15 protein-coding genes and 2 pseudogenes are annotated in these 23,301 nt (G+C 64.9%); 7 read left to right on the forward strand and 10 right to left on the reverse strand.

All coding sequences use genetic code 11. From position 1 onward, the window contains the following. Positions 1–231 precede the first annotated feature (231 nt). From FAZ95_RS09790 to FAZ95_RS39745, 5 genes are all read left to right on the forward strand, one after another. Entirely contained in the window at positions 232–720 is a 489-nt protein-coding gene (locus tag FAZ95_RS09790; protein ID WP_137332269.1) for an Rrf2 family transcriptional regulator, read from the forward strand. Positions 721–851: 131 nt separating this feature from the next. Further along, positions 852–3,449: an ATP-dependent chaperone ClpB gene (gene clpB, locus FAZ95_RS09795; protein ID WP_137332270.1), complete on the forward strand. Its 2,598-nt coding sequence runs from the start codon at positions 852–854 to the stop codon at positions 3,447–3,449. A 225-nt stretch (positions 3,450–3,674) separates the two neighbouring features. Further along, a complete protein-coding gene (locus FAZ95_RS09800; RefSeq protein ID WP_137332271.1) occupies positions 3,675–4,013 on the forward strand; it encodes a helix-turn-helix domain-containing protein in 339 nt (112 codons plus the stop codon). A gap of 64 nt (positions 4,014–4,077) precedes the next feature. Then, positions 4,078–4,977, forward strand: coding sequence for a type II toxin-antitoxin system HipA family toxin (locus FAZ95_RS09805; protein ID WP_217497434.1), 900 nt, complete (start codon positions 4,078–4,080; stop codon positions 4,975–4,977). Then, positions 4,974–5,291: a hypothetical protein gene (locus FAZ95_RS39745; RefSeq protein WP_217497435.1), complete on the forward strand. Its 318-nt coding sequence runs from the start codon at positions 4,974–4,976 to the stop codon at positions 5,289–5,291. The genes FAZ95_RS09805 and FAZ95_RS39745 overlap by 4 nt, the downstream gene beginning before the upstream one ends. Positions 5,292–5,489: 198 nt before the next feature. On the opposite strand, the gene FAZ95_RS09810 is transcribed toward FAZ95_RS39745, so the two are convergent. The 4 genes from FAZ95_RS09810 to FAZ95_RS09825 form a co-directional block, all read right to left on the reverse strand. Continuing rightward, positions 5,490–5,939 carry a YidB family protein gene (locus FAZ95_RS09810; RefSeq protein ID WP_137332272.1) on the reverse strand — a complete coding sequence of 150 codons (450 nt, stop codon included), beginning with the start codon at positions 5,937–5,939 and terminating at the stop codon, positions 5,490–5,492. Between the two features lie 103 nt (positions 5,940–6,042). Then, the gene (locus FAZ95_RS09815; RefSeq protein WP_137332273.1) at positions 6,043–6,546 is read right to left on the reverse strand and encodes a ComEA family DNA-binding protein; all 504 of its coding nucleotides are present in this window, start codon (positions 6,544–6,546) and stop codon (positions 6,043–6,045) included. A 178-nt stretch (positions 6,547–6,724) separates the two neighbouring features. Next, positions 6,725–9,046: a penicillin-binding protein 1C gene (pbpC, locus tag FAZ95_RS09820; RefSeq protein ID WP_254699899.1), complete on the reverse strand. Its 2,322-nt coding sequence runs from the start codon at positions 9,044–9,046 to the stop codon at positions 6,725–6,727. Positions 9,047–9,170: 124 nt separating this feature from the next. Next, complete coding sequence (locus tag FAZ95_RS09825) at positions 9,171–15,299, reverse strand: alpha-2-macroglobulin family protein (RefSeq protein ID WP_137332275.1); 6,129 nt, start codon at positions 15,297–15,299, stop codon at positions 9,171–9,173. Between the two features lie 167 nt (positions 15,300–15,466). Between FAZ95_RS09825 and FAZ95_RS09830 the strand changes: the two are divergent. Together FAZ95_RS09830 and FAZ95_RS09835 are read left to right on the forward strand one after the other, a co-directional pair. Next, positions 15,467–15,709: pseudogene (locus tag FAZ95_RS09830) on the forward strand (MerR family transcriptional regulator); the annotation flags it as partial. 143 nt (positions 15,710–15,852) lie between these two features. Continuing rightward, a pseudogene (locus FAZ95_RS09835) lies at positions 15,853–16,262 on the forward strand (carboxymuconolactone decarboxylase family protein). Positions 16,263–16,319: 57 nt separating this feature from the next. Here FAZ95_RS09835 and FAZ95_RS09840 read toward each other — a convergent pair. The 6 genes from FAZ95_RS09840 to FAZ95_RS09865 form a co-directional block, all read right to left on the reverse strand. After that, entirely contained in the window at positions 16,320–17,696 is a 1,377-nt protein-coding gene (locus FAZ95_RS09840) for an MATE family efflux transporter (protein ID WP_137332278.1), read from the reverse strand. 4 nt (positions 17,697–17,700) lie between these two features. Then, positions 17,701–19,461, reverse strand: a complete 1,761-nt coding sequence (locus FAZ95_RS09845; RefSeq protein WP_137332279.1) for an ArnT family glycosyltransferase — start codon at positions 19,459–19,461, stop codon at positions 17,701–17,703. A gap of 319 nt (positions 19,462–19,780) precedes the next feature. Further along, the gene (locus FAZ95_RS09850) at positions 19,781–20,044 is read right to left on the reverse strand and encodes a type B 50S ribosomal protein L31 (RefSeq protein WP_137332280.1); all 264 of its coding nucleotides are present in this window, start codon (positions 20,042–20,044) and stop codon (positions 19,781–19,783) included. A 115-nt stretch (positions 20,045–20,159) separates the two neighbouring features. Continuing rightward, on the reverse strand, positions 20,160–21,032 hold the full coding sequence (locus FAZ95_RS09855) for a M90 family metallopeptidase (protein ID WP_137332281.1): 873 nt from the start codon (positions 21,030–21,032) through the stop codon (positions 20,160–20,162). Between the two features lie 75 nt (positions 21,033–21,107). Next, a complete protein-coding gene (locus FAZ95_RS09860; RefSeq protein ID WP_137332282.1) occupies positions 21,108–22,667 on the reverse strand; it encodes an MFS transporter in 1,560 nt (519 codons plus the stop codon). After that, positions 22,664–23,191 (reverse strand): MerR family transcriptional regulator, encoded by a 528-nt coding sequence (locus FAZ95_RS09865; protein ID WP_137332283.1) that lies wholly within the window; start codon positions 23,189–23,191, stop codon positions 22,664–22,666. The genes FAZ95_RS09860 and FAZ95_RS09865 overlap by 4 nt, the downstream gene beginning before the upstream one ends. Between the last annotated feature and the right edge of the window lie 110 nt (positions 23,192–23,301).

Genomic DNA, 23,301 nt, shown 5'->3' on the forward strand with positions numbered 1-23,301 from the left:
AAAAGTGATAAAAAAGGTGAAGCGAATATCTGTTTGGTAAAACGTTAAATTGTTATACCAATTGCTCGACTAGGCGAAATATGAAGCACAATGGCGTTCTAGTAATCGTCTAACGTGTATTTAAAATGCATGTTATGGCGAAGTCAGATCGTCCGCAACCCTTTGGCCAGCACGGTTTTTGCCGAATGTTAATGGCGCGCGTCGCAATGTGCGCCTGTCACCATTGCACTCATGAGACTAACCGACTATACCGATTACGCATTGCGCGTAATGCTGTACCTCGCGGTGCGAGGAGACGGATTGGCGACGATTCAGGATATTTCGGATGCCTACGGCATTTCGAAAAATCATCTGATGAAAGTCGTGCAGCGGCTCGGCGAATTGGGCTGGATCGAAACGATTCGCGGCCGCAATGGCGGATTGCGGCTTTTCGAGCAATCGCGGCAGTTGAGCGTCGGCGAAGTGGTGCGCGCCACCGAGAGCGATTTCGCACTCGTCGGCTGTTTCAGCGGTGAGGGTGTTGCCCCTCGCGCGTGCGTCATCGAGCCGCAATGCCGTCTCAAGCATGTCTTCCACGAGGCGCGCAACGCGTTTCTCGCGGAGCTCGACCGCCACACGATCGAGGAGCTGACCCAACCGGCCGCACCGCTTGCCGCGCTGCTCGGTTTCCGGCAGCCCGTGGTGCCGATCGCCGTCAACGACACAGCGCCGCCCGACTGAGCGAGCAACGCTGACTCGGTTTGTCGTATCTCAATAGAAGCCGCCCATCTGCGCAAAAAATCGGAAAAAAGTGCTTGAAACACGCGGGAGACGCCTCATTTTGGTGATATTCGAAAATTGGAGGTCTCTTGATGAGAATCGACAAACTCACCACCAAATTCCAAGAGGCGCTGGCTGATGCGCAGAGCCTGGCCGTCGGCCAAGGCAATCAGTACATGGAGCCGGTCCACCTGCTGGCCGCGCTCGTCGCGCAGGAAGACGGTTCCGCGCGCTCGCTGCTCTCGCGTGCCGGCGTGCACGTGCAGGCGCTGCAAACGGCGCTGAAAGACGCGATCTCGCGCTTGCCGCAAGTGCAGGGCACCGACGGCAACGTGCAAGTGAGCCGTGAACTGAACGGCCTTCTGAACCAGGCCGACAAGGAAGCGCAGCAGCTCAACGACACCTACATCGCGAGCGAGATGTTCCTGCTCGCCGCCGCCGACGACAAAGGCGAGGCGGGCAAGCTCGCGCGCCAATACGGCCTCACGCGCAAGGCGCTGGAGTCGGCGATCGTCGCGGTGCGAGGCGGGGCGCAAGTGCACAGCCAGGACGCCGAGAGCCAGCGCGAGGCGCTCAAGAAATACACGATCGACCTGACCGAGCGCGCCCGCGCGGGCAAGCTCGATCCGGTGATCGGCCGCGACGACGAAATTCGCCGCTCGATCCAGATCCTGCAGCGCCGCACGAAGAACAATCCGGTGCTGATCGGCGAGCCGGGCGTCGGCAAGACGGCGATCGTCGAAGGGCTCGCGCAGCGCATCGTCAACGGCGAAGTGCCGGATTCGCTCAAGAGCAAGCGCGTGCTGTCGCTCGATATGGCGGGGCTGCTCGCCGGCGCGAAGTATCGCGGCGAGTTCGAGGAGCGCCTGAAAGCGGTGCTGCACGACATCGCGAAGGACGAAGGCCAGACCATCGTCTTCATCGACGAAATCCACACGATGGTCGGCGCGGGCAAGGCCGAGGGTGCGATGGATGCGGGCAACATGCTGAAGCCGGCGCTCTCGCGCGGCGAGCTGCATTGCATCGGCGCGACCACGCTCGACGAATACCGCAAGTACATCGAGAAGGACGCGGCGCTCGAGCGCCGGTTCCAGAAGGTGCTCGTCGACGAACCGTCGGTCGAGGCGACGATTGCGATCCTGCGCGGCTTGCAGGAGAAGTACGAGCTGCACCACGGCGTCGAGATCACCGACCCGGCGATCGTCGCGGCCGCCGAGCTGTCGCATCGCTACATCACCGATCGCTTCCTGCCGGACAAGGCCATCGACCTGATCGACGAAGCCGCTTCGAAGATCAAGATGGAAATCGATTCGAAGCCGGAAGAGATGGACAAGCTCGACCGCCGTCTCATTCAGTTGAAGATCGAGCGCGAAGCCGTCAAGAAGGAAAAGGACGAAGCGTCGCAAAAGCGCCTGCAGCTGATCGAGGAAGAGATCGAGCGTCTGAACCGCGAGTATTCGGATCTCGAAGAGATCTGGACCGCCGAGAAAGCGACGGTGCAGGGCAGTGCGCAGCTGAAGGAAGACATCGAACGGACGCGCGCGGAAATCACGCGCCTGCAGCGCGAAGGCAAGCTCGAGAAGGTCGCCGAGCTGCAGTACGGCAAGCTGCCCGAACTCGAGGCGCGTCTGAAGCAGGTGACGCAGGCCGAGGCGCGGGAGCAGAACAACCCGACGCGCCCGCGTCTGTTGCGCACGCAAGTGGGCGCGGAAGAAATCGCGGAAGTCGTGTCGCGTTCGACCGGCATTCCGGTGTCGCGGATGATGCAGGGCGAGCGCGAAAAGCTGCTGCAGATCGAAGAGAAGCTGCATGAGCGCGTGATCGGCCAGGACGAGGCGATCAACGCGGTGGCCGACGCGATCCGCCGCTCGCGTGCGGGTCTGTCCGATCCGAACCGTCCGTATGGCTCGTTTCTGTTCCTCGGGCCGACGGGCGTCGGCAAGACGGAACTGTGCAAGGCGCTCGCCGCGTTCCTGTTCGATTCGGAAGATCACCTGATCCGGATCGACATGAGCGAGTTCATGGAGAAGCACAGCGTTGCGCGCTTGATCGGCGCGCCGCCGGGCTATGTCGGCTACGAGGAAGGCGGGTATCTGACCGAGGCCGTGCGTCGCAAGCCCTACAGCGTGATCCTGCTCGACGAGGTCGAGAAGGCGCACCCGGACGTCTTCAACGTGCTGCTGCAGGTGCTGGACGACGGCCGGATGACCGATGGCCAGGGGCGCACCGTCGACTTCAAGAACACGGTGATCGTGATGACGTCGAACCTCGGCTCGCAGGTGATTCAGCAGATGGTCGGCGAGCCGCAGGAAGCCGTGAAGGACGCGGTCTGGGAGGAAGTGAAGCTGCAATTCAGGCCCGAGTTCCTGAACCGGATCGATGACGTCGTCGTGTTCCATTCGCTCGATCGTTCGAACATCGAATCGATTGCGAAGATCCAGCTGCAGCGCCTGCACGATCGCCTCGCGAAGCTCGACATGCAGCTCGTCGTGTCGGATGCGGCGCTCGAGCAGATCGCGAAGGTCGGCTACGACCCGCTGTTCGGCGCGCGGCCGTTGAAGCGCGCGATCCAGCAGGAGATCGAAAATCCGGTCGCGAAGCTGATTCTGGCCGGCAAATTCGGTCCGAAGGACGTCATTCCGGTCGAGGCGGACAACGGCAAGCTCGTGTTCGAGCGGGTCGTTCACTGACACTGAACGAGCGCGGCAACCTGCATCCGGCAGCGACTTGGCTCGGGTGGTTCGAGCGCCGCGCGCAAGCGCTGGAAAAACAAACACCCCGCCTTGGCGGGGTGTTTGTTTATGTGCGCGTTGAATGGGAGAGCCGGTGCCGTCGTCTGATTTGTTGGTCCGCACTTGATTGGCTTATAAACGAGTCATATTATGTAAAAACGACCTATTTATGAGTCATATATCGTGAGTAAGCCCGTCACCCGCAGCTATTCCCGCTACAACCAGGAAGCCGTCGAACTGTTGGCCCTTACCCTGCGCAGCGCACGTATTGAGAAAAAAATGACCGTAGCCAACTTGGCCGAACGGGCAGGGATGTCGCGCAGCCTCATCCAGCGTATTGAAAGTGGCGACATGGGGTGTGCTATCGGCGCGGTGTTTGAGGTCGCCGCAATTCTAGGGGTCCGCCTGTTCGATGCCGAGCCCAATGCGTTGACACGTCACTTGGTCCAGGCCCGCGAGAAGCTGACCTTGCTGCCCAAAGCCGTCCATACCCCCGCCAGGGAGGTGAACGATGAATTCTAAGCCTATGGGGGCGCCCAAGGGGGCTTTCGTATGGATCTGGTTGCCCGGGGCAACTGAGCCCGTCGTGGCTGGCAACTTGGTACGGGTGAACGACCAGTTGCTCTTCAACTACGGACAAAGCTATTTGGGCAGGGACAATGCCATCCCCATTTATCTGCCGGAGCTGCCTTTGCAGCGTGGCGCCATCGCTCCTGAACCTGGCAAGGAGATGGCAGGTTGCTTGCGTGATGCAGCGCCGGATGCATGGGGACGTCGCGTGATTCTGAACCACCTCATAGGCACGAGGGGGCGAGATGCAGGGGTCAACACCCTGGACGAGTTGACTTACTTGCTGGAATCCGGCTCCGATCGCATAGGCGCTTTGGATTTCCAGCTATCGGCCAAGAACTACGCGCCGCGCATGGCAAAAACGGCGTCGCTTGAAGAGCTCTTGAGCGCTGCCGAGATGGTCGAGAAAGGAATTCCTTTGACTCCGGAGCTGGAGCAGGCGCTGTTTCATGGGACCTCGCTCGGTGGTGCGCGTCCCAAGGCCATGATTGAAGAGGGCGACCGCAAATTCATCGCCAAGTTTTCTTCCTCTACCGACACAACCAACGTCGTCAAGGCCGAATTTGTCGCGATGCGGCTTGCTGCTTTAGTCGGTCTGAATGTCGCGCCGGTCAGCTTGGTGCGTGCCGCAGGGAAGGATGTGCTGCTGGTCGAACGATTCGACCGTGTTCGTGCGGACCAGGGATGGCAGCGCAAAGCCATGGTGTCTGCGCTGACTTTATTCGGTCTGGATGAAATGCAGGCGAGATACGCCAGCTATCAGGACCTCGCTGAAATCATCCGGCGTCGCTTTACCGAGCCGCGAAAAACGCTGCACGAGCTCTTTGGCAGACTGGTCTTCAACATCCTCTGTGGAAACACGGATGACCATGCGCGCAACCATGCCGCTTTTTGGGGGGGTGACATGCTCACGTGACGAAGGCATACGACATCTGCCCGCAGATGCGTGTCGGCAACGAAGCCAGTCAAGCGATGCTTATCCTCGGACAGGACCGCATGAGTCGGCTCGCCACGTGCCTGGAAGCCGCCGTGCATTTTCAGTTGGACGCGGCATCGGCTGAGAGCCTGATTGCGAAGCAAATCGAGGGCATCAGAGCGTATTGGGCATCTGTTGCTCAAGAGGCAGGGCTGTCCGAGATAGAACAAGGCATCCTGAGAGGGCGGGTATTTTTTAATCCTTATATTTTCGAGGATGCGCCGGAACGCTTGCAGGCCATGCAACCTGACTGAGACGTAAAAGTCCCGTTAGCACTGCGGATTGACGGCTTCGAGCCAAACGCGAAATGGCTGCGGACTCTAACTGCGGCACACGCAGATGACTGCCGCTGAAATGACAATGCCCCAGTCGTAAGGACTGGGGCATGAGGTTTGTTGACGGGCTTGGCGACTCATTCAGCGAACCGGCCGCGCGTTGGCTTGTGTGTGCCTTCAGGCGTCCTTCTTGCCGAACAACCCGCCCGCGAGCGATGCCAGGCCGCCGGCGCCGCCGAGCGCACCGAGCACGCTCGACACATCGAGCTGGCCGCCGGCCGGCACTTCGCCGTCAGGCGTTGCGTGATTGACGACGTGCGGCAGCACCTGCGCGAGCAGCCCGGACACCTGATCGGGCGACACGCCGGCCTTCTGCGCGATGCCGGAGAGCGCGTCGGAGCCAAGCACGTTCTGCAGCGTTTCCGGCGAGATCGCCTGGTTCGCGCCGTTGCTGATCCACGAGTTGACGATGTCGCCGGCGCCTTTATCGTTGAACTGCTGGACCAGGCCGCTCAAGCCGCCCGGCTGGTTGTTGACGAACTCCAAGGCGGCCTGGATCAGATTCTGGCTGCCTTCGGGCGACGAATTGTTGCCTAGCAGGGACGAGACGGTGTCGAGCAAGCTCATGACGGACTCTCTTTGCGAACGGCATCGCATTGGGTGCTTGATGCCGGTGGTAAATGGCGCCGCGCGCGAGGCGCGGCGGACGGGGGGATGCGGATGGCGGCGATCAGCCGCCCGATGCGGCGGCGGCCGACGCCGCCTTGCCTTTCTTCGACTTCTTCGATGCCTTGCCGCCCGATGCGGCCATCGGCGCGCTCGCGGCGGTGCTCGAGGAGGCCGCGGCCATCGTAGACGGCGCGGCGTTCTTCGACATGGCCTTGGCGGCCGGTGCCGAAGCGGCGGGGCTCATCGCGCCATTGGCGCTCTTCGTGCTCTTGCTGCCGGCGCCCGTCGGCGGCGCCGACGATCCGCCGATCGTCAGGCCCTCGGACTCGAGCTTCGTCACCGATTTCGTGCCGAGGCCCTTGACGCGATTCGCGAGGTCGTCGGCGTCCTTGAACGGACCGTTCTTGGTGCGCTCGTCGATGATGGCTTTCGACTTGACGGGACCGAGCCCCTTCAAGCTCTCGAGCGTGGTTTGGTCGGCGGTGTTGACGTCGACGGACGCCGCGAACGCCGCGGACATCGTCAGGAAGCAAGCAACGCACAGCAGTAACAGCTTCTTCAGCATGGCAACGACTCCATTGAGGGCAAAGGGAAACAGCCGGGAACGGACGACGCATTGCAGCAGGCGCTGCGGTTAAGCATAGGACAATTTGCGCGCCCTTTTTATGACCCGCGCAGAGTTTGCCGGGGCCGCCCGAGCGATGTAAAGCGCGTCTGACCTTATTTGACGATTCACTCTGGAACTAGTGGCGCGACGTTTCGCGAGTGCCGCCGCGCGCGGCGGCACGCTTCGCGCTGGCGCCGCGCACTTCGAAGCGCACGGTGTCGGCGACGTTGCCGCGCGCGTCGACGAGTTCGAGCACGTGCGTCCCGGGCCACGGCAGCCAGGCGACGCGCGCTGCGCTGCCGAATGGCTTGCCGTCGAGCCGCCAGGTGCTGCGCGCGGATGAGCCCGGCGCGCGCTCGAACCAGACGCGCTGGCGTGCGGGCGGGATGTCGGGGTCGAGCGCGAAGATCGTGCCGTCTGTCGGTCCGGCGATTTGCGGCGCGGCGGGTTGCGCACTTGTCGTGGCATTCATCGTGGCGTTCGCGGAGGCGGCGGTATTCGCGGCCAAGCCGACGAACGGCGTTTGCGTGCCGGCCATGAACCAATCGTCGCGCGCGGGCTCTAGCGCGTTCTCGAAGACGACGCGCGTCCTCACGACCCCCGGCGGCGCGGCGGGCGCGACGCTCGGCGTGTTCCGATGCAAATAGCCGGCGATCGCCGCCCACACGGGCGACGCCCCGGAGACGCCGGACACGTCCCACATCGGCGTGCCATCGGCATTGCCGACCCACACGCCGATCGTGTAGCGCGACGTGAAGCCGACGGTCCAGTTGTCGCGCATGTCTTTGCTGGTGCCGGTCTTCACGGCCGAGAAAAAGCGCGTCGCGAGCGGGCTGTCGAAACCGAACGTGCGCGTGCGGGCGTTGTTGTCCGACAGGACCGTCGTCACGATGAAGCTTGCATCGCGGCTGAAAACGCGGGTTTCCTTGACGGCCGATGCCGATGCCGATGCCGATGCCGATGCCGATGCCGATGCCGATGCCGATGCCGATGCCGATGCCGACGCCGATGCTGCTGCGGCGGACGAGTCGCGCGGAAGATCGAACGTCGGCCGCAGCACGCCGCCGTTCGCGAGCGCGCGATACGAGTTGGTCAGCGTGAGCAGGTTCACGTCCGCGCTGCCGAGTGCGAGGCTGTAGCCGTAGTAATCGCCTTCCTGCGTGAGCGGCAGGCCGAGCGCGGTGAGCGTCTTGGCGAAGCGGTGCGGCGTGACCATCACGAGCGTGCGCACCGCAGGCACGTTCAGCGACGACCCGAGCGCCGTGCGCACGCTGACCCAGCCCTTGAAGCCCTTGTCGTAGTTCTGCGGCATGTAGAGGCCGCCGCCGGCCGCGAGGTCGAGCGGGGCGTCGTCGAGAAGCGACGCGGTCGTCACGCGCCGCTCGTCGATCGCTTCGGCGTAGAGGAACGGCTTGAGCGTCGAGCCGGCCTGACGCAGCGCGAGAATCGCATCGACATCGCGCGCCTTCGACAACGCGCCCGACGAGCCGACGTAAGCAAGGATCTCGCCCGTTGCATTGTCGATGACGATGGCCGCGCCGTCCTGGACGTTGCGCCGATGGGCCGGCGCGTTCAGTTCGATCAGCGTGCGCGTGAGGGTGTCGCGCGCGAAGCGCTGCAGGCGCGCGTCGAGTGTCGAGCGCACGCGCATGCCCGCACTTGGGCGGACTTCGTTGGCGATGCGCCGCGCGAAGTGGGGCGCTAGCGCATCCGAATCGGTGGACGCGCTCGCAACGGTGGTCACCGAGGTGGTCACTGCAGCCAGCGCTGGACGCGCAAACGCAAGCTGCACAAAGCCATCGAGATTCGCGCAGCCGCTTGCCGAATTCATGTCGCGCAGGATGCGGCAGGCGCGATCCGCCACTTTGCGATAGGGCGCGTTCGGCGCGCGGATCAACGCGGCGGCCACCGCCGATTCGCGCTCGTCGAGCCCGGACGGCGCCTTGCCGAAGAGCGTTTGCGAGAGCGCCGAGAGGCCGACGGTCTCGCCGCGAAACGGCACGAGGTTCAAGTACGCTTCGAGGATCTGGTCCTTGCGCCAGGTCCGTTCGAGCCAGAGCGCGCTCGCGGCCTGCGTGGCCTTTTGCGCGATCGATCGTTGTCCAGAGCGTTTCGGATCGTCGTCGAGCAGGCCTGTGAGCTGCATCGTGACCGTCGACGCGCCGCGCGTGCGCGTATTCCACAGGTTGCCCCAGGCCGCGCCCGCGGCGCCGCGCCAGTCCACGCCGCTGTGCGCGTAGAAGCGCTTGTCCTCGGAAATGACGATCGCCTGCCGCAGCGCGGGCGACACGTCGGCGAGCGCGACCCAGTCGCCGCGCCGCTCGCTGCGGTCGATGCGCGTGCGTTCGAGCGGCTCGCCGTCGCGTGAGAGTAGTACCCAATCGGAGCTGCGCCAATCGCTTTTGACGGTGTCGAACGTGGGCAGCGCGAGGGCGTGGAGCGGGAGCAGCGCGAGCATCACGGCGGCGGCTGTAGCTATAGACAGCTTCGCCCGCGCCGCCGTTCGCCGTCCGACACGGCACGACGGCACATCGTCGTGCGCCGGGAGTCGTGGAGCGAACGTCACGATCGTCATCGCAGACTCACTTCGCCGCCGGGGCAGGCTGCACGACCAGTTGCGCATTCGGCAGCACGCCGAACGTCGACGGCGCATAGAGCGCCTCGACGCGCGTCGGCGGCAGCCCGAACGTGCCGACGTTGTTCAGGCGCACCGTGTATTCGACCGAGAATTTGCCCTTCGGCACGTACTCGTAGTACGCGCGATAGCCGTCGAAGCCGCGCTCGACGAACGCGGGCCAGGTGTCGCCGCGCTGCTTTTCGCCTTGCGTCGCGGCTTCCGAGTCGCGCCCGAGCCCCGAGCCGAGGATCGTCGCGCCGGCGGGAATCGGATCGTTGACGACGACCCAGGTCATGTCCGTCTGCGCGTCGATGTCGAGATGCACACGCACGATGTCGCCGCGAGCGAAGGTGCCTTGGGGGGCGCCTTTGACGGCGGGTTCGACCGGCGTCATGGTCTTCGTGATCCGGTAGCCGGCGGCGAAGGGGGCTTTCAATGCGACGGCTGCGAGGCTTTCGATCGTCGCCCATGGCTTGCCGCTGCCTTCCTGCGTCAATGTGAGCCGCGCCGTGGTTGAGGCAGCGGGCCAGGGCAGCAATTCGCTGTGCACGTTGCGGGTGCGCGTGACGGGCGATGCGTTGACGCTCGATGCGGCCTGTGCGGGCGTAGCCGCGGCCGGCGTCGCCGCGCTCCAGCCGATCGTTTTCGTCACGCCGTCGAGCTGAATCTTCGTCTGCCCCGTGACCGGCGTGCTCTCGAACACGCGCGAGAACCGCTCGACCGCAAGCGATCCATAGACGTTGGCGGTCGTCGTCTGCCATGCGCCGCGGCTCTGCAGCGCGAGCATGCCGGCCACGAGCCGCGGCATCTCGTCTTTCCAGCCAGGGTTGTCGACGAAGGCGAGCGCCGTGCGTGCGGCGTTCACTTCGGGATCGGTCATGAGCCACCAGAGGGTGTCGTCGGCTTCGGTCGAGAACGTGAGGCGCGTGCCCTGGTACGTGAGCCGCGCGCGCAGGATCTGCTCGGCTTGCGCGAGCTTCTCGTCGCCCTGCGGAACGCCCTTCATGCGCGAGAGGATCTGGTAGTAGTCGAGCACCGCCGAGGTCGGCCACTGGTTCGGCGCGATCTCGATCGAGCCGAGCATGCGCGCGTTGCCCGCGCCGTAGCGCGACAGCGCCTCGATCGCCGCGAGCTTGCGCAAGTCGAGATCTTTACGCGGCGCCCAGAAATTGCGCGCGATGCGGCCTTCGACAAAGCTCGTGAGGCCGGCTTCGAGCTTGCTGCGCAACTCGTCGGGGAGGGCGAAGCGCGGATCGAGCTTCGACGCTTCGTCGGTGACGGCGAGCAGATAGGCGGAGAGCGTGGGGCTGCCGTGGCTCGGGTCGTCGTCGCTCGGCGGGAAGTAGTTGGCGAGGCCGTCGCGATCGAGATAGACCGGCATGCGCGCGATCACCGATTGCCACTGCGCCGGGTCGCGCAGGCCGATCGCGCGCGAGGTCTGCTGTTCGAGGCAGCTATATGGGTAGCGCTCGAACCAGCGCGTGACGCCCGGCATGCCGTCGGAGAGCTTCGGCTGCAGCGAGACCGCGATGCCGCCGCGCAGGACGCCGGCTTGCGTCGATGTCGCGTTGGCGGGCGCAGCCACCGGGATCGACAGCGTGCCGTCCACCTGCGCGAGCGTGGCCTGCTGGACCGTGACGGGCACGGCGGCAGCCACGCGCTGCGAGAGCTTCACCGCATCGGCCGCATGCGCGCCGCCTTGCTCGGCGGCGTTCACGGTCCACGTGAGGGCGGGCGTCGGAGCGTCTGCCATGCCGTCGGGCGTGGTGACGGTCCACGCGATTTCCTGCGCCGAATTGGGGGCGAGGTCGATCGTCTGGGGCGCGAGCGTCAACGGCGCCGCGCTCGGCGTCACGACGACCTTCATCGTGCGCGCCGTCGTGTTGCGCACGGTGAACTGCGCGCGGAACTGATCGCCTTCGCGCACGAGCGGCGGCAGGCCCGAGATCAGCTGCAAATCCTGCGTGCTGCGGATCGATGCGCTGCCGCTGCCGAACTGGCCCGAGCCGACTGCCGCAATCGCGACGATCCTGAAGCTCGTCAGCGAATCGTTGAGCGGCACCTCGACGCTCGCTTGTCCGTTCGCATCGAGCGTCACGCGCGGGTTCCACAGGAGCAGCGTGTCGAACAGCTCGCGCGTGGCGCTATGTCCGCCGCCACCGCCCGCGGGCACCGCCTTGCGGCCGAAGTGACGGCGTCCGACGATTTCCATCTGCGCGGTCGAAGTCTCCACGCCGTAGGCACGCCGCTGCAGCATTGCATCGAGCACGTCCCAGCTTTGATTCGGCATCAGTTCGAGCAGCGCTTCGTCGACGGCGGCCACGGCGATCTGCGTGCCTGCCGGAACCGGCTTGCCGCCGGGCAATTGCACGCGCACGGTGACGTGCGACTTGCCGCGCACGGGATAGGACTTGGCATCGGGCGTGACCGTCACCGCGAGCCGATGCGACGCGGTGCCGACCTTGATCTCCGCGAGCCCATAGCGGAACGCGGGCTTCGAGAGATCGACGAGCGGCGTCGGCGCCTCGTATTGGCGGCCCTCGTACCAGAACGCGCGCACCCATTCGAGCGGCGCCTTCCAGCCCCAGGTGAAGAACGAGTACCACGGCACTTCGTGGATGCGCCCGCGCAGCGCGAGCACCGACACATACACGTTCGGCCCCCACGCTTCGTTGACCTTGAGCTCGATGGTCGGGTCCTTGCCGTCGAGCTGCACGACGTGCGTCTCGATGACGCCTTCGCGCTCGACCGCGACGAGCGCGGTCGCAAAACGGAACGGCATGCGCACCTGGAAGCGGGCGGTCTCGCCCGGCTCGTAGCTGGTCTTTTCCGGAAGCACATCGATGCGGTCGGTGTTTTCGCCGCCGAACCACAGCTCGTCTTCGCGCGTGACCCACACGGAGGTGCTGGCGGTCGAAGTGTGGCCGTCGCCGTCCTTCGCGACCGCGATCAGATCGATGTTGCCCGCGTCGCGCAGCTTGGCGTCGCACGAGAGGAGGCCGTGGTCGTCGCTCGTGCCGCTGCACAGCGTGCCGAGGTCGCGTGTTTCGGTGTGATTGTCGTAGGCATAGAAGCCGCCCACCATGCGCTTGCGCGAGGTCGTCATGATGCGCGCGACGCCGCGCACTTCGAGCGCGACGCCCGCGCGCGGCTTACCTTGAAGATCGACGGCGAGTGCCTTGACCGGCACCGTGTTGCCGACCGACACCCAGCGTCCCGATTTGATGCCCGCGACGACGGCCGCGGGCCACAGCGTCGCCTTGCCGCTGATCGTCTGCACCTCGCCGTTCGGATCGGCGAATGTGGCTTCGAGGGCGAGACGCTTCGGCGCATCGACGCTGGGCAGGTTCTTCAGCACGAGCGCGCCCGAGCCGTTGCGATCGAGCGTGACGGGCTCCTTGTCGGCGACGAGCTTCGCGACCTCCTCGGCCTCTTGCGTGTCGCTGTCTTCGTCGGATGAAGCGTTTTCGTCGCCTGCGTTGCTGTCGTCCGCGTGACGGCGGTACGGCGCGAAACTAAAGTCGGGGAAACGGTCGGTGAAGGAGGGCGTGGTCGGCTTCACGAGCGCCGACACCTGCACCGGCAGATTCGACGCCGGACCACCGGAGACGTAATCGATTTGCAGCGAAACGGGTGCTTCCTTGGCGGCGACGAGCGGGCTCGTTGTCTCGTTGCGTACGGCAATCGTGCCTTTGAATACGGGCAGGCGGAATTCTTCGACGCGAAAGCTCCCGCTGTCGTAACTCACGCGCGGGGAATCGCCGGCGTCGCCGCTGGTGTCGCTGTTGTCGTCGTCGCTTTGACTATCGCCGCTCGTGCTCTTGCTGGCGCCCGCGCCCGCGTCGCCGTCGTCGAGCGACACGCTGTACTCGCCGAGTTTCGCCGACGCCGGAATCGTGAACGTCGAATCCGCCGTGTGATCGGCTGCCCAGGTGAGCGGCAGATGATAGGTCTGGCCACTGCCGAGGTGGCGGATCGTGACGCGCGTCGGATACTGCTTCGGAAACGCGAAACCTTGCAGCGTTTCTACGCGGATCATGTGCTTCATCGACACCGATTCGCCCGCGCGCAACAGCGTCCGGTCGAAGACGGTATGGGCACGCACGGTTTGCTCGTTGCTGAGATCGGTCGGCACGTTGAAGCGCCACGATTCGATGCCGCGATTCCAGTCCGATTGGACGAAGGCCATGTCCGGGCCGGTCTTCGGATCGTCGATGCGCGCCGAGACGAAGAAGCCGTTGAAGCGATCGTCGTCGCAGCGCCGCTTGGCTTCGAGCGGGCCGTCGATGGTCAGGAGACCGCGCGCATCGGTCTTGCCCGAGGCGATCTCGTCGCCGTTGCAATCGGACACGTGCACGTTCGCGTTCGGCACGGGCTGCCCTTTGTCGAGCGTCGTGACCCACACGACGCTGTTCTCGCGCCCTTGCTTGAAATGCACGCCGAGGTTCGTGACGAGCACCGCCGTGCGCACGTACATCGGCGCCGGCTTGCCGAGCAGCGACGCGCCGAGCGCGGGCGACGCCAGCTCGATCACATAGAAGCCCGGCTTGCCGACCGGAACGCCGACGACTTCGAACGGCCGCAGCGCCTTCGGATCGGCCTTCGGCAAGTTCAGCGTTTCGACGCCCTGTTGCCCGGCGAGCAGCGAGAGCGAACGGACATCGATGAGCGGGTCTTTGCGGCTTGCGCTGTCGGCCTCATTGTCGTCGCCGGACGAATCTCGAGGTGGCGGCACGATCACCGCATTGGGGTTGCGCGCGAGCAAGCCCGGCGCGAGCTTGTCGATCGACGACTTGCTCATGCCGTACTCGTCGAAGCGCTCGACAAGCTGCATCCAGCGTCGGATATCGCTGTCCGCGCCGACTTGCAGTTTCGTGAACTGCGCGCTGCCCGCGTTGAGGCCGGCGATGTGCAGATCCGCTTCGACGTTGCGCAGCGTGACGGGCACGAGCGGCGGCATATCGGGCTCGGCGTAGCGCTCGATGATGCCGAACGTCGACGAAGAGAACTTCGCGAGCGGCGGCATCGGCGCAGTGCGCGTTTTGAGCGGGAAGAGGTCGGCGTTCGAGAGCGATCTGCCGCTCGCGTCTTTGAGCGGCTTGGGCACGTCGATCGTGAGTTCCGCGCGCTCGGGCAACGGCGCCGCGAATTCGACGGTGGCGGTTTCCGGGTCTTTGTCGTCAGGCGCGAAAGTCGGCGCGATGGCGCCGTTCGGGCCTTGCACGCGGATCTTTTCGGCATCGGCGCGCTTGATCGGCGCGTTGAATTGCAGGCGGATCGGCCGCAGCGGCGTGCACGGCGCCTTCGCGTTTTCGCGCTCGCACGAAAAGCTCGCGGCGAACGGCTCGCGCACCGTGTAGTCGAAGCGCCGCTCGACATCGTTCGCGATGCCGCTCGGGCTCGCGACCCCCTTGCCGTAGACGAGCTGCATCTTCGCGCTCGATGGCAGCGTCTGCTGGCAGGCCAGCGTCAGCACGCGCGCGCTTTCTTTCTTCAGGCGGAAGTGATCGAGGAGCGCGTTGCGCGTTGCGGCGTCGGCGTACTGCACGGGAATGCGATTGCCCAGGCCGTTCGATTCGCACCAGACATGGTCGCGCACCGACGCTTCGGTCGCCGGACCATTGAGCTTCACGACGAAAACCTGGTTCTCTTCGATTTCCCCGCCGCCCGGCATGACGTCGGTGGGGAACGGGCCGCCGGTTTCGAACGTGAACCGGCGCGTGCCCGTCACGGCGTTGCCGGCACTGGACTTCAAGCCGCCATTCAAGTCGAGCGTGCAGCGCACGCCCGGAGGGAGGTCGTTCGTGAAGTCGTAGGCCCAGGTCTTTTCGTCGATCCAGCGGCCTTGGCCGCTCGTCGCGGCGGCATCGTTGCAGTGAAGCTGCGCGGGATTGGGCAGATCGGGCGCACCGAACGGCACCATCGCTTCATCGAATTTGACGACGGCCTGCCGCACCTGAGCGACCTTGCCTTGCGGCGACACGCTGATGGTGCGCGCAGCGTCGGCTCGCCACGCCGTCATGCCGACGATACCGATGACCGCAGCCGTCGCGACGGCCCAAATGCATGATTGTTTTGTTTTGCCGCTTCGCATCGACCGCGCTCCTGATGGCTTTCAGAGTGCTGGCGATTCTACCTGAGCGCCGTAAGCGGTTGTAAGCAAAACGGCGCCCAAGCTGACAAGCATCGGCGCTTGACTTAGAGTGCACTCGAACTTCTAACCTTGGTGCTGTCATGTCAAACGCACTCACGATCGGCCAGATGGCCGCAGCCACCGGCGTCTCGACGCACACGCTGCGTTATTACGAACAGGCGGGCCTGATCCGGGCTGTCGCACGGACGGAGGCGGGGCACCGCCTCTACTCGGGCGCCGACCGCGACTGGCTCCTGTTTTTGATGCGGCTGAAAGCGACCGGCATGCCGATCGCCGGGATGCAGGCGTTTGCGGAGCTGCGTGCGCGCGGCAATGCGACGGTGGGCGAGCGGCGCGAGATGCTGGCCGCGCATCGCGATGCGGTGCGCGCGCAAATCGAGCAGCTGCGGACGAACCTCGCGGCGATCGACGAGAAGATCGTGTACTACGCGACACTCGAAGCGGACATGACAGGTCAGCATGAACACCACTCTCAACCTGCCAAGGACACGCCATGGAAAACACGAACGCACACGCTCAAGCCGACCGCTACGCACGAGGATGGGCAAGCTGAAGGAGATCGACGGCGAGGCCGGTCAGCGCGTCGTCGATGCGCTCGCACCGATCGCGCCGGATTTCGCGCGTCTTCTGATCGAGTTTCCGTTCGGCGATGTCTACAGCCGGCCGCAGCTTGACTTGAAATCGCGTGAGATCGCGACGATCGCGGCGCTGGCCGCGCTCGGCAACGCGCAACCGCAGTTGAAGGTGCACATCGAAGGGGCGCTGAACGTCGGCTGCACGCGTGAGGAGATCGTCGAGGTGTTCATTCAGATGGCCGTCTATGCCGGGTTCCCGGCGGCGCTGAACGCGCTCTTCGCGGCGCGCGAGGTGTTCGAGCAGCGCGACGCACTCGAGGCGGCGTGACGCGTGCCTAGCGCGGGGCCGGACGCCGGGGATGCGCCAAGCACGGCTGCGCAGCGCTCAGACGGCGTCCGTCGATGCCGTCTGAGCGGCATAGAGGCGCCGTGAACTCACGTGGCGCCAATACAGGAACAGCCCGCAACCCGCCACCGCGAGGCTCGCGGCGTTGGCTGACCAGAAGCCGCGCGCGCCGGTGAGCCAGGCTGGCGCGAAGCCGCCGACGTCGAAGCCGAGCCAGTAGCCGCCGCCGAGCCCGACGCCCCACAGCGCGACCGCATAGATGACGGTCGGCACGACGACAACCTTGTACGCGCGCAGCACGAACGCCGTGCTGACCTGCAGCGCGTCGAATACGTGGTAGATGGTCACGATCAGGACGAGCGGCATCGCTGCCGTCGCGACGTTCGCATTCGGCGTATAGCCGGCGATGATCAAAGGCCGCAGCACCGCCACGGCAAGACCGAAACAACACGCGATCGAGCACGCCATCATGATGCCGTGCCGCGACAGCGTGCGCGCGGCCTCCGGCCGATTCGCGCCGAGCGCCTGCGCGACGAGCGTCGAAGCGGCGATGCCGATCGACAGCGGCGTCATGTACAGCACGGCGCCGATGTTGCCCGCGATCTGATGCCCGGCGAGCGTCGTCGTGCCGAAACGCGCGATGAAGAGCGCCATGAACGTATAGGACGTCACTTCGATCAGATACGACAGACCCATCGGCAAGCCGAGCTTGAGCAGCTCGGCCTGACGCCGCCAGACCGGCCAGCAAAAGCGCGAGAAGATCGCGAACGGTTGGAACACGTCGAGCTTGGCGAGGAGCGCGAGGCCGGTCGCGGCGAGCGCCCAGTTGATTGCGATGCTCGCGAGCGCGCAGCCTGGTCCGCCGAGCGCCGGCACACCGAGCCCGCCGAAGATGAACCACGTATTGAGCGGAAACTTGACGATGAGCGCCGCGACTTGCAGGAACATGACGAGCCGCGGCTTGCCGACCGCGTTCGTGAGCGAGTTGTAGACGCGAAACACGAGTGCAGCCGGCAAGCCGAACGCAAGGATGCGCAGATAGGCGACGGTGCGATCGTGCAGCGCTTCCGGCGCCCGCGCGATGCTCAGGAGTGGTTCGGGCGAGAACAGAAACCAGAAGCCGACGACTGCGAGTGCCGCCGCGAGCCAGAGCGCTTGCCGGACTTCCTCGCCGATCTCCCGCTCGCGCTGCGCGCCGAAGAGCTGCGCCGCCACCGGCTGCAGCGCGACGAGAATGCCCGTCAGGCCGATATACACCGAGACATAGATCGAGGCACCGAGCCCCAGCGCGGCGAGATCGGTTGCGGAATAGCGGCCGACCATCGCCGTATCGATCACGCCGAACGCGATGATCGCAAGCTGCCCGATCAGCACCGGCCAGGCAAGGCTCGTGATTTTTCGCACGTCGGCGAACATGGCCTTAGCCCTTCGGGTGGCGATAGAGGGGGCGTTTGACGGCGGGCGGCGGCTTCGGACGGTCGACGCGCACATACAGACGGAAGCGCTCGTCGCGGTCGGCCGCGCGACGGCCTTCCCAGACCAGCTTCCACACGTAGCTCAGCATCGGGCTTGGCGCGCTGAAGTCTTGTGAATCCTGACGCAGGATCACGTCGCAGTCGTCGGCGAACGAGAACTGCATGTCGCCGAAGTACGCGAAGGTGGCGATCTGCGCGTCGCCCAAGCGGATCGGCGAGATGCACGTGTAATCGTCAGGCAGGTGCGCGGCGATTTGCTGGGCGACGTCGCGATAGGTCCGGCTGTAGTTGACCATCGGTAGCCACAGCGTCATCAGGAGCACCCACATCAGCGTCGTGCCGGCGCTCGAGAGCACCACGCTGCGCCAGAGCACCTTCGGGTGCCGCGCGAGACGCCAGCGCACGAGCGCGAACCAGCTCAGCGTCACGACTACGGCGCAGACGAAGCTGATCGCGCTGAATTGCCCGACGTAGCCCGGCACGATCCGCGAGAGATTGCGAGCGAGCTGGTGCGGCACACCCGTCAAGCTCGCGAGCCACACGAGCCAGACGAACGTGCCGAGGATCGTGAAGGAGAGGAGCGCGAACCAGTCGATCGCGTTGATTGCGCCGCGCTTCAACGTGGGCAGCGCGAAGGCCGCCAGCGTCGCGAGCGGCGGCAACAGCAGGATGTAGAGGAGGTTGCTCTGATGGCTTTGCAGCACGACCAGCACGAGCAGCGGCGCGAGCACGAGCAGCGGAATCGCGATGTGCGGCTTGCGGCGCAGGCCGCCCCAGCTGAACCACGCCCAGATCGCGAGCGGCCAGGCGGGCCACGTGAAAAGCGGCAGGTTCTTTAGCGCGTAGATCAGCACATAGCTCGGCGGCGCGGAAAAGCGGTTGAAGCTGCCGTTCGCCCATTGGCTGAGGAACCACGCGGCGTCATCGGGATAGGTGAGCAGCGCGGCGACCGGCCACGAGAACGCGAGCGCGACAGCGAACGGCAGGCCGATCAGAGGCCGCCAGACCGAACGCACTTCGGGAACGATGACGATCATCGCGATCGTGCCGGCGAGCACCGCGGCGACGACGAGCGGATTGCTCGCCATCGCGATCAGCCCGAGCGCGAGCCCCCACCACAGCGCGCCTTGCACGGGCTTGTCGATGCCGCGCACGAGCCCGTAGACGAGCATGCCGATGCAGACGAACTGCGCGAGCTGCGGCGTCGTTTCGTGGCCGCGCTCGGCCAAGCCGAAGCACGCGAGCAGGATCAAGAGCGCGCCGTCGGCGAGCGTGCGGCCATAGTCGCGCGGCTCGGGTTCGCCGCCGAACGCGTACTTGAACGGCTGCACCTCGGGGCGGCGGCCGAGCAGATAGGCCGTGTACCAGACGAACGCGCAAGCCGCGCAGAAGAGCAGGCCGGTGAAGAGTCGCGACGCGTTGCTCGCGTCGACCCACGGGCTGAGCGCGCGGATCGACGCCGCGCCGAGCCAGTAGCCGAGCGGGCCGTTGTCAGTGATGTACTTGCCGACGAGATTCGGCAGCAGCCAGTCGTGCGTGCCGCCGTTGGCCATCGTCCACATCACGCCGAAGCCCGCCGCGTCCTCGTTCTTCCATGGATCACGGCCGAAGAGACCGAACGCCGCATAGACAATGGTCAGCGTGAGCAGGAGCCAGCGCGGCAGCGCGCGGGTGGCGGAGGCGGTGAGGCGGACAACGGGTCTCATGCAGATTGAGCGGATATCGGTGAGCGGTTCATCCCGCTTAGGCGTTACGCGAGCGGGCTTTTTTGAGCATCCGGCATTGTAGACGGGGTGGACGCCGCGGGACAGCGCACCTTACAGCCGGCAACGATAAGCCGCGATTGGCAATGAGCCGAAAGTTCTGGAAACAGCTTCGCGGGTCCGCGTGCGGGCGTGGAGGTTCGCCAAGCGCGTCGCACGCCAACGGCCAAGCGCCCACGACAAAAAAGGGCAGCCGAAGCTGCCCTTTCTCGTTTCGTGCCGGCTTGCCGTCGACTGAGCGCCGACGCCCGAACCCGGGGTATTACTTCGCTGCCTTGGCGGTAGCGCGCATACCGAACTTCTTGTTGAACTTCTCGACACGGCCGGCCGTGTCCATGATCTTTTGCTGACCCGTGTAGAACGGATGCGATTCCGACGACACTTCGATCTTCGCGAGCGGGTAGGTCTTGCCGTTGTACTCGGCGGTTTCCTTCGTCTGGATGGTCGAGCGCGTCACGAACTTGAAGTCGATCGACAAATCGACGAACAGGACTTCGCGGTAATTCGGGTGAATGCCTTCTTTCATGGTCTTTCCTTTAGTCTGGCGGTAGCCAACCCGCTGCGGTCGTCCGCATTGCCGTGGACGTTCCCAGGCGCGAGCCACTTGCCTAAGGTCGAAAAACGGCGATTATGCCAGAAAATCAGTCGGTTGACGAATTTTTGGCGCCCCCGTCGATTTCGCCGCCTGCGCCTGCCAGCACGCCCGTGCGGGCGGGGTCCTGCCGGTAATAGCGCGCGAGCAGCCGGTACAGCTCGGGGTATTCGGCTTCGAAAGCGTGCGGCTTCACGAACAGGGCCTCCGTGCATACGGCAAAAAATTCCGATGGATGGTCGGCTGCATAGGGATCGATCAGCGATTCGCGCTCGAAGCGCGCCCAGCGCCGCTCGGGCACGGCGTCGACGCGCGCGCAGAACTGGTCGTAGGCATGATCGAACACGTCGGCCCAGCCGGCGGCGTCGAGCGGGGCGTGCCAGCGCCTGAAGAGCGGCGGATGGCCGTCGGTTTCGCCCGTCAGCATGTCGATCTTGTGCGCGAACTCGTGGATGACGACGTTGTAGGCGTCCTGGCCGTCGGTCATCTGCGCATCCTCCCAGGAGAGGATCACCGGGCCGCCTTCCCATGCCTCGCCGCTCGCGTCGTGCTCGACTTCGTGCACGACGCCGTCCTCGTCCTCGACGGTCTTGCGGATGATGAACTCACCCGGATACACGATCACGCCGACCCAGCCGCGGTATAAGTCGAGGCTCAGATTCAGCACCGGCAGGCATGCCTGCGCGGCGATCGCGACGGTCATCGCGTAGGTCAGCTCGAGCTCGTGCGCGGTGGAGAACTCCTTTTGCGCGATGAAGAGGCTCGTCAAGTCGCGCAGGCGGGCGACGTCGGCCGCGTCGAGGTGCGCGAGAAACGGCAGGCCGTCGAGCGTCGCCTGCCAGATATCGTCGGCGATCGCATGCTCGCGCAGTGCGCGGTCGCGCCGCCGGTTATCGAACCACTGAGTGAATTTGGAAAGCATCGTCGGAGAGGGTGCGGTGCACGCGGCAATCGGGCGCGCCGCATCGCATGAATCAGTCGGTGAAGGAAACGTAACTCAATCGATCTGCTTTTGCCACGCCGCAAATATACCGCCGCAGATGGCCACCCCCATCAGAAAGTAAAAGCCGTCGAGCGAACTCAGGAAGCTCGCCTGCTGCGACACCGTCTTGCTCACCTCGACGATCGCTAGCGAATGCGCCTGGCCAAGCGTATGGCCCGCTGCGGCGAAGCTCTGTGTCAGCGCGGCGACCGTGTTTTGAAATTCAGGGTTGTACGGATTCGCCGCTTCGGCGAGCCGCGACTGGTGCAGCGCCTGCCGATGCTGCTCGACGATGATGACGATGGCGGTCGCGGACGAGGTCGTGAGCTGCCGGACGATGTTCTTGATCCGGTAGCTGTGCGTGAACTCCTCGATCGCAAAGATGCTGAACGTTACGTTGGCAACCGGCAACACGATGAAGAGCAGCAGCAGGCCACGCATCAAGAGCGGAACCATCAGTGCCGGCTGCCCGACATCGGGTGTGAGGCGGGTCATCAGAAAGGCGGCGACGCCGGCGAGCGCGAACCCCGGCACGATGATCCATTTCTTGCGTGTGACGTACTTCGCAAAGCGCAGATAGGCGAAGAGGGCGGTCGCCGAAATCAGCGACGTAAGGCCGACGATACGTCCAGCATTCTCGACCGGATAGTCGAGCCCCTGTTCGAGAAAACGCGCGACGAGGTAGCTGAAGGCGGTCGTCTCGAAGTAGTAGAACATGTACAGCACGAGCCCGACCTGGAACGTCGCCTTGCCGAGCCCGTGCATACGCACGAGCGGCGCGGGATGGTGCCATTGGTGATAGGCAAACCAGCCGAGCGCGCCAATGCCGGCGACGGTCAGCAGGATCAGCATAGGGGAGCCGCTGAACAACTGGAAGCGCACTTGCTGAATGACGATTTGCAGCGCGCCTTGGGCGAAAGCGAAGACGATGTAAGGCCAGATATGGAAATCGCCTCGCGCCTCGGTGGCGACGTCGCCCGTGTTCGGCAGTGTCAAGAGCGCGAGTGCGGCGAATGCAAGGGCGGCGGGTGCGGTGCACATGAACACCATGCGCCAGTCGAATTGCGAGACGAGCAGGCCGCCGACGAGCGGCGCGAGCGCGGTGCCCGATACGATCAGCGTCAGGAACGCACGTGTTGCCTTGGGGCGCTCCTTCGGTGTGAAGCTGAGCTGTATCAGGATGCGGCAGGTCCCCATCATCGGTCCGATGAAGTAGCCCTGAAAGCCGCGTGCGAATGCCAGTTCGACCGATGTCTCGCTGGCCGCGGCCGCCAGCGCGCCGCAAGCGTAGAGCAGCATGCAGCCGGCGACATAGCGGCGATAGCCGAACCGCTCGACCCACCATTGCTGCTGCAGGATGCCGAGCACGGCGGCCACGGCGTAAGCGCTCGACGACCAAACGAGTTCGTCGGGCGACGCATCGACGCCGCCCGCGATGTAGCTCGTAAAGAAGGAAAAGATCGAGTTGTCGAAATAGTCGAGGCCGGTGACGAGGGCGAGCACCCACGGGAATGCGTCGCCGCACAGACGCTCGGAGAGGAAGGCGGATCTGCGGCTGGCAGTGGTGGTGCTCATGCGCGGCGGCCTCGTGTCGGCGCCTTTGTCGGGGGCGTATCGCCGCTTTTCTTGCCGGCGCCCTGTGCGCGGCGCTCTTCGATTAGCGCGTCGGCGTTCTCGCCGGCGAGACGCCGCTCGATGTAGTCGAGATCGCGGCCGAGTTCGGACTTGAGCGCCTGCGCTTCCTTCAATTCGCGCCGCACGCTTTCGATGCGCGCGTCCAGCGCCCGCACTTGCTCGGCCAGGCCGTCGCGGATTTGCTGCAAAGAGTCGGTCGAATAGCGCTTGCGCCCGCCTTCGGCAGATTCCAGCGGACGCTTGAGCATTTCGACGATCCCGCTGAGCGAAAACCCAAGCGAACGCAGGCGCAGGATACGTCCGAAGCGTTCGAGATCCTGCTCGTCGTAAAGCCGATAGCGTCCCTCGCTGCGCGAGGGCGTGACGAGCCCGCGCTCCTCGTAATACTTGAGCGTTCGGGGCGTTACGCCAAGCCGCTCGGCGGCATCTCGAACGGTCAGCAGGTCGGCGGATTCCTTGGTCATGGAGGGCTTGCAGGGGGCTGATCGAATGCGCGCAGTATAGCAAAACGTGAACGTTCACGTACAGGTTTGGGGGATCGTCCTGATCGAATAGTCCATCGTAGGGGCGAAAA

It is taken from the genome of Trinickia violacea (assembly GCF_005280735.1).
In the GTDB taxonomy this organism is placed as follows: Bacteria; Pseudomonadota; Gammaproteobacteria; order Burkholderiales; family Burkholderiaceae; genus Trinickia_A; species Trinickia_A violacea.

Coding starts and splice junctions, on each gene's coding strand:
- FAZ95_RS09790 (WP_137332269.1), top strand. CDS start 232: ATGAGACTAACCGACTATACCGATTACGCATTGCGCGTAATGCTGTAC.
- clpB (WP_137332270.1), top strand. CDS start 852: ATGAGAATCGACAAACTCACCACCAAATTCCAAGAGGCGCTGGCTGAT.
- FAZ95_RS09810 (WP_137332272.1), bottom strand. CDS start 5,939: ATGAGCTTGCTCGACACCGTCTCGTCCCTGCTAGGCAACAATTCGTCG.
- FAZ95_RS09815 (WP_137332273.1), bottom strand. CDS start 6,546: ATGCTGAAGAAGCTGTTACTGCTGTGCGTTGCTTGCTTCCTGACGATG.
- pbpC (WP_254699899.1), bottom strand. CDS start 9,046: ATGCTCGCGCTGCTCCCGCTCCACGCCCTCGCGCTGCCCACGTTCGAC.
- FAZ95_RS09825 (WP_137332275.1), bottom strand. CDS start 15,299: ATGCGAAGCGGCAAAACAAAACAATCATGCATTTGGGCCGTCGCGACG.
- FAZ95_RS09840 (WP_137332278.1), bottom strand. CDS start 17,696: ATGTTCGCCGACGTGCGAAAAATCACGAGCCTTGCCTGGCCGGTGCTG.
- FAZ95_RS09845 (WP_137332279.1), bottom strand. CDS start 19,461: ATGAGACCCGTTGTCCGCCTCACCGCCTCCGCCACCCGCGCGCTGCCG.
- FAZ95_RS09850 (WP_137332280.1), bottom strand. CDS start 20,044: ATGAAAGAAGGCATTCACCCGAATTACCGCGAAGTCCTGTTCGTCGAT.
- FAZ95_RS09855 (WP_137332281.1), bottom strand. CDS start 21,032: ATGCTTTCCAAATTCACTCAGTGGTTCGATAACCGGCGGCGCGACCGC.
- FAZ95_RS09860 (WP_137332282.1), bottom strand. CDS start 22,667: ATGAGCACCACCACTGCCAGCCGCAGATCCGCCTTCCTCTCCGAGCGT.
- FAZ95_RS09865 (WP_137332283.1), bottom strand. CDS start 23,191: ATGACCAAGGAATCCGCCGACCTGCTGACCGTTCGAGATGCCGCCGAG.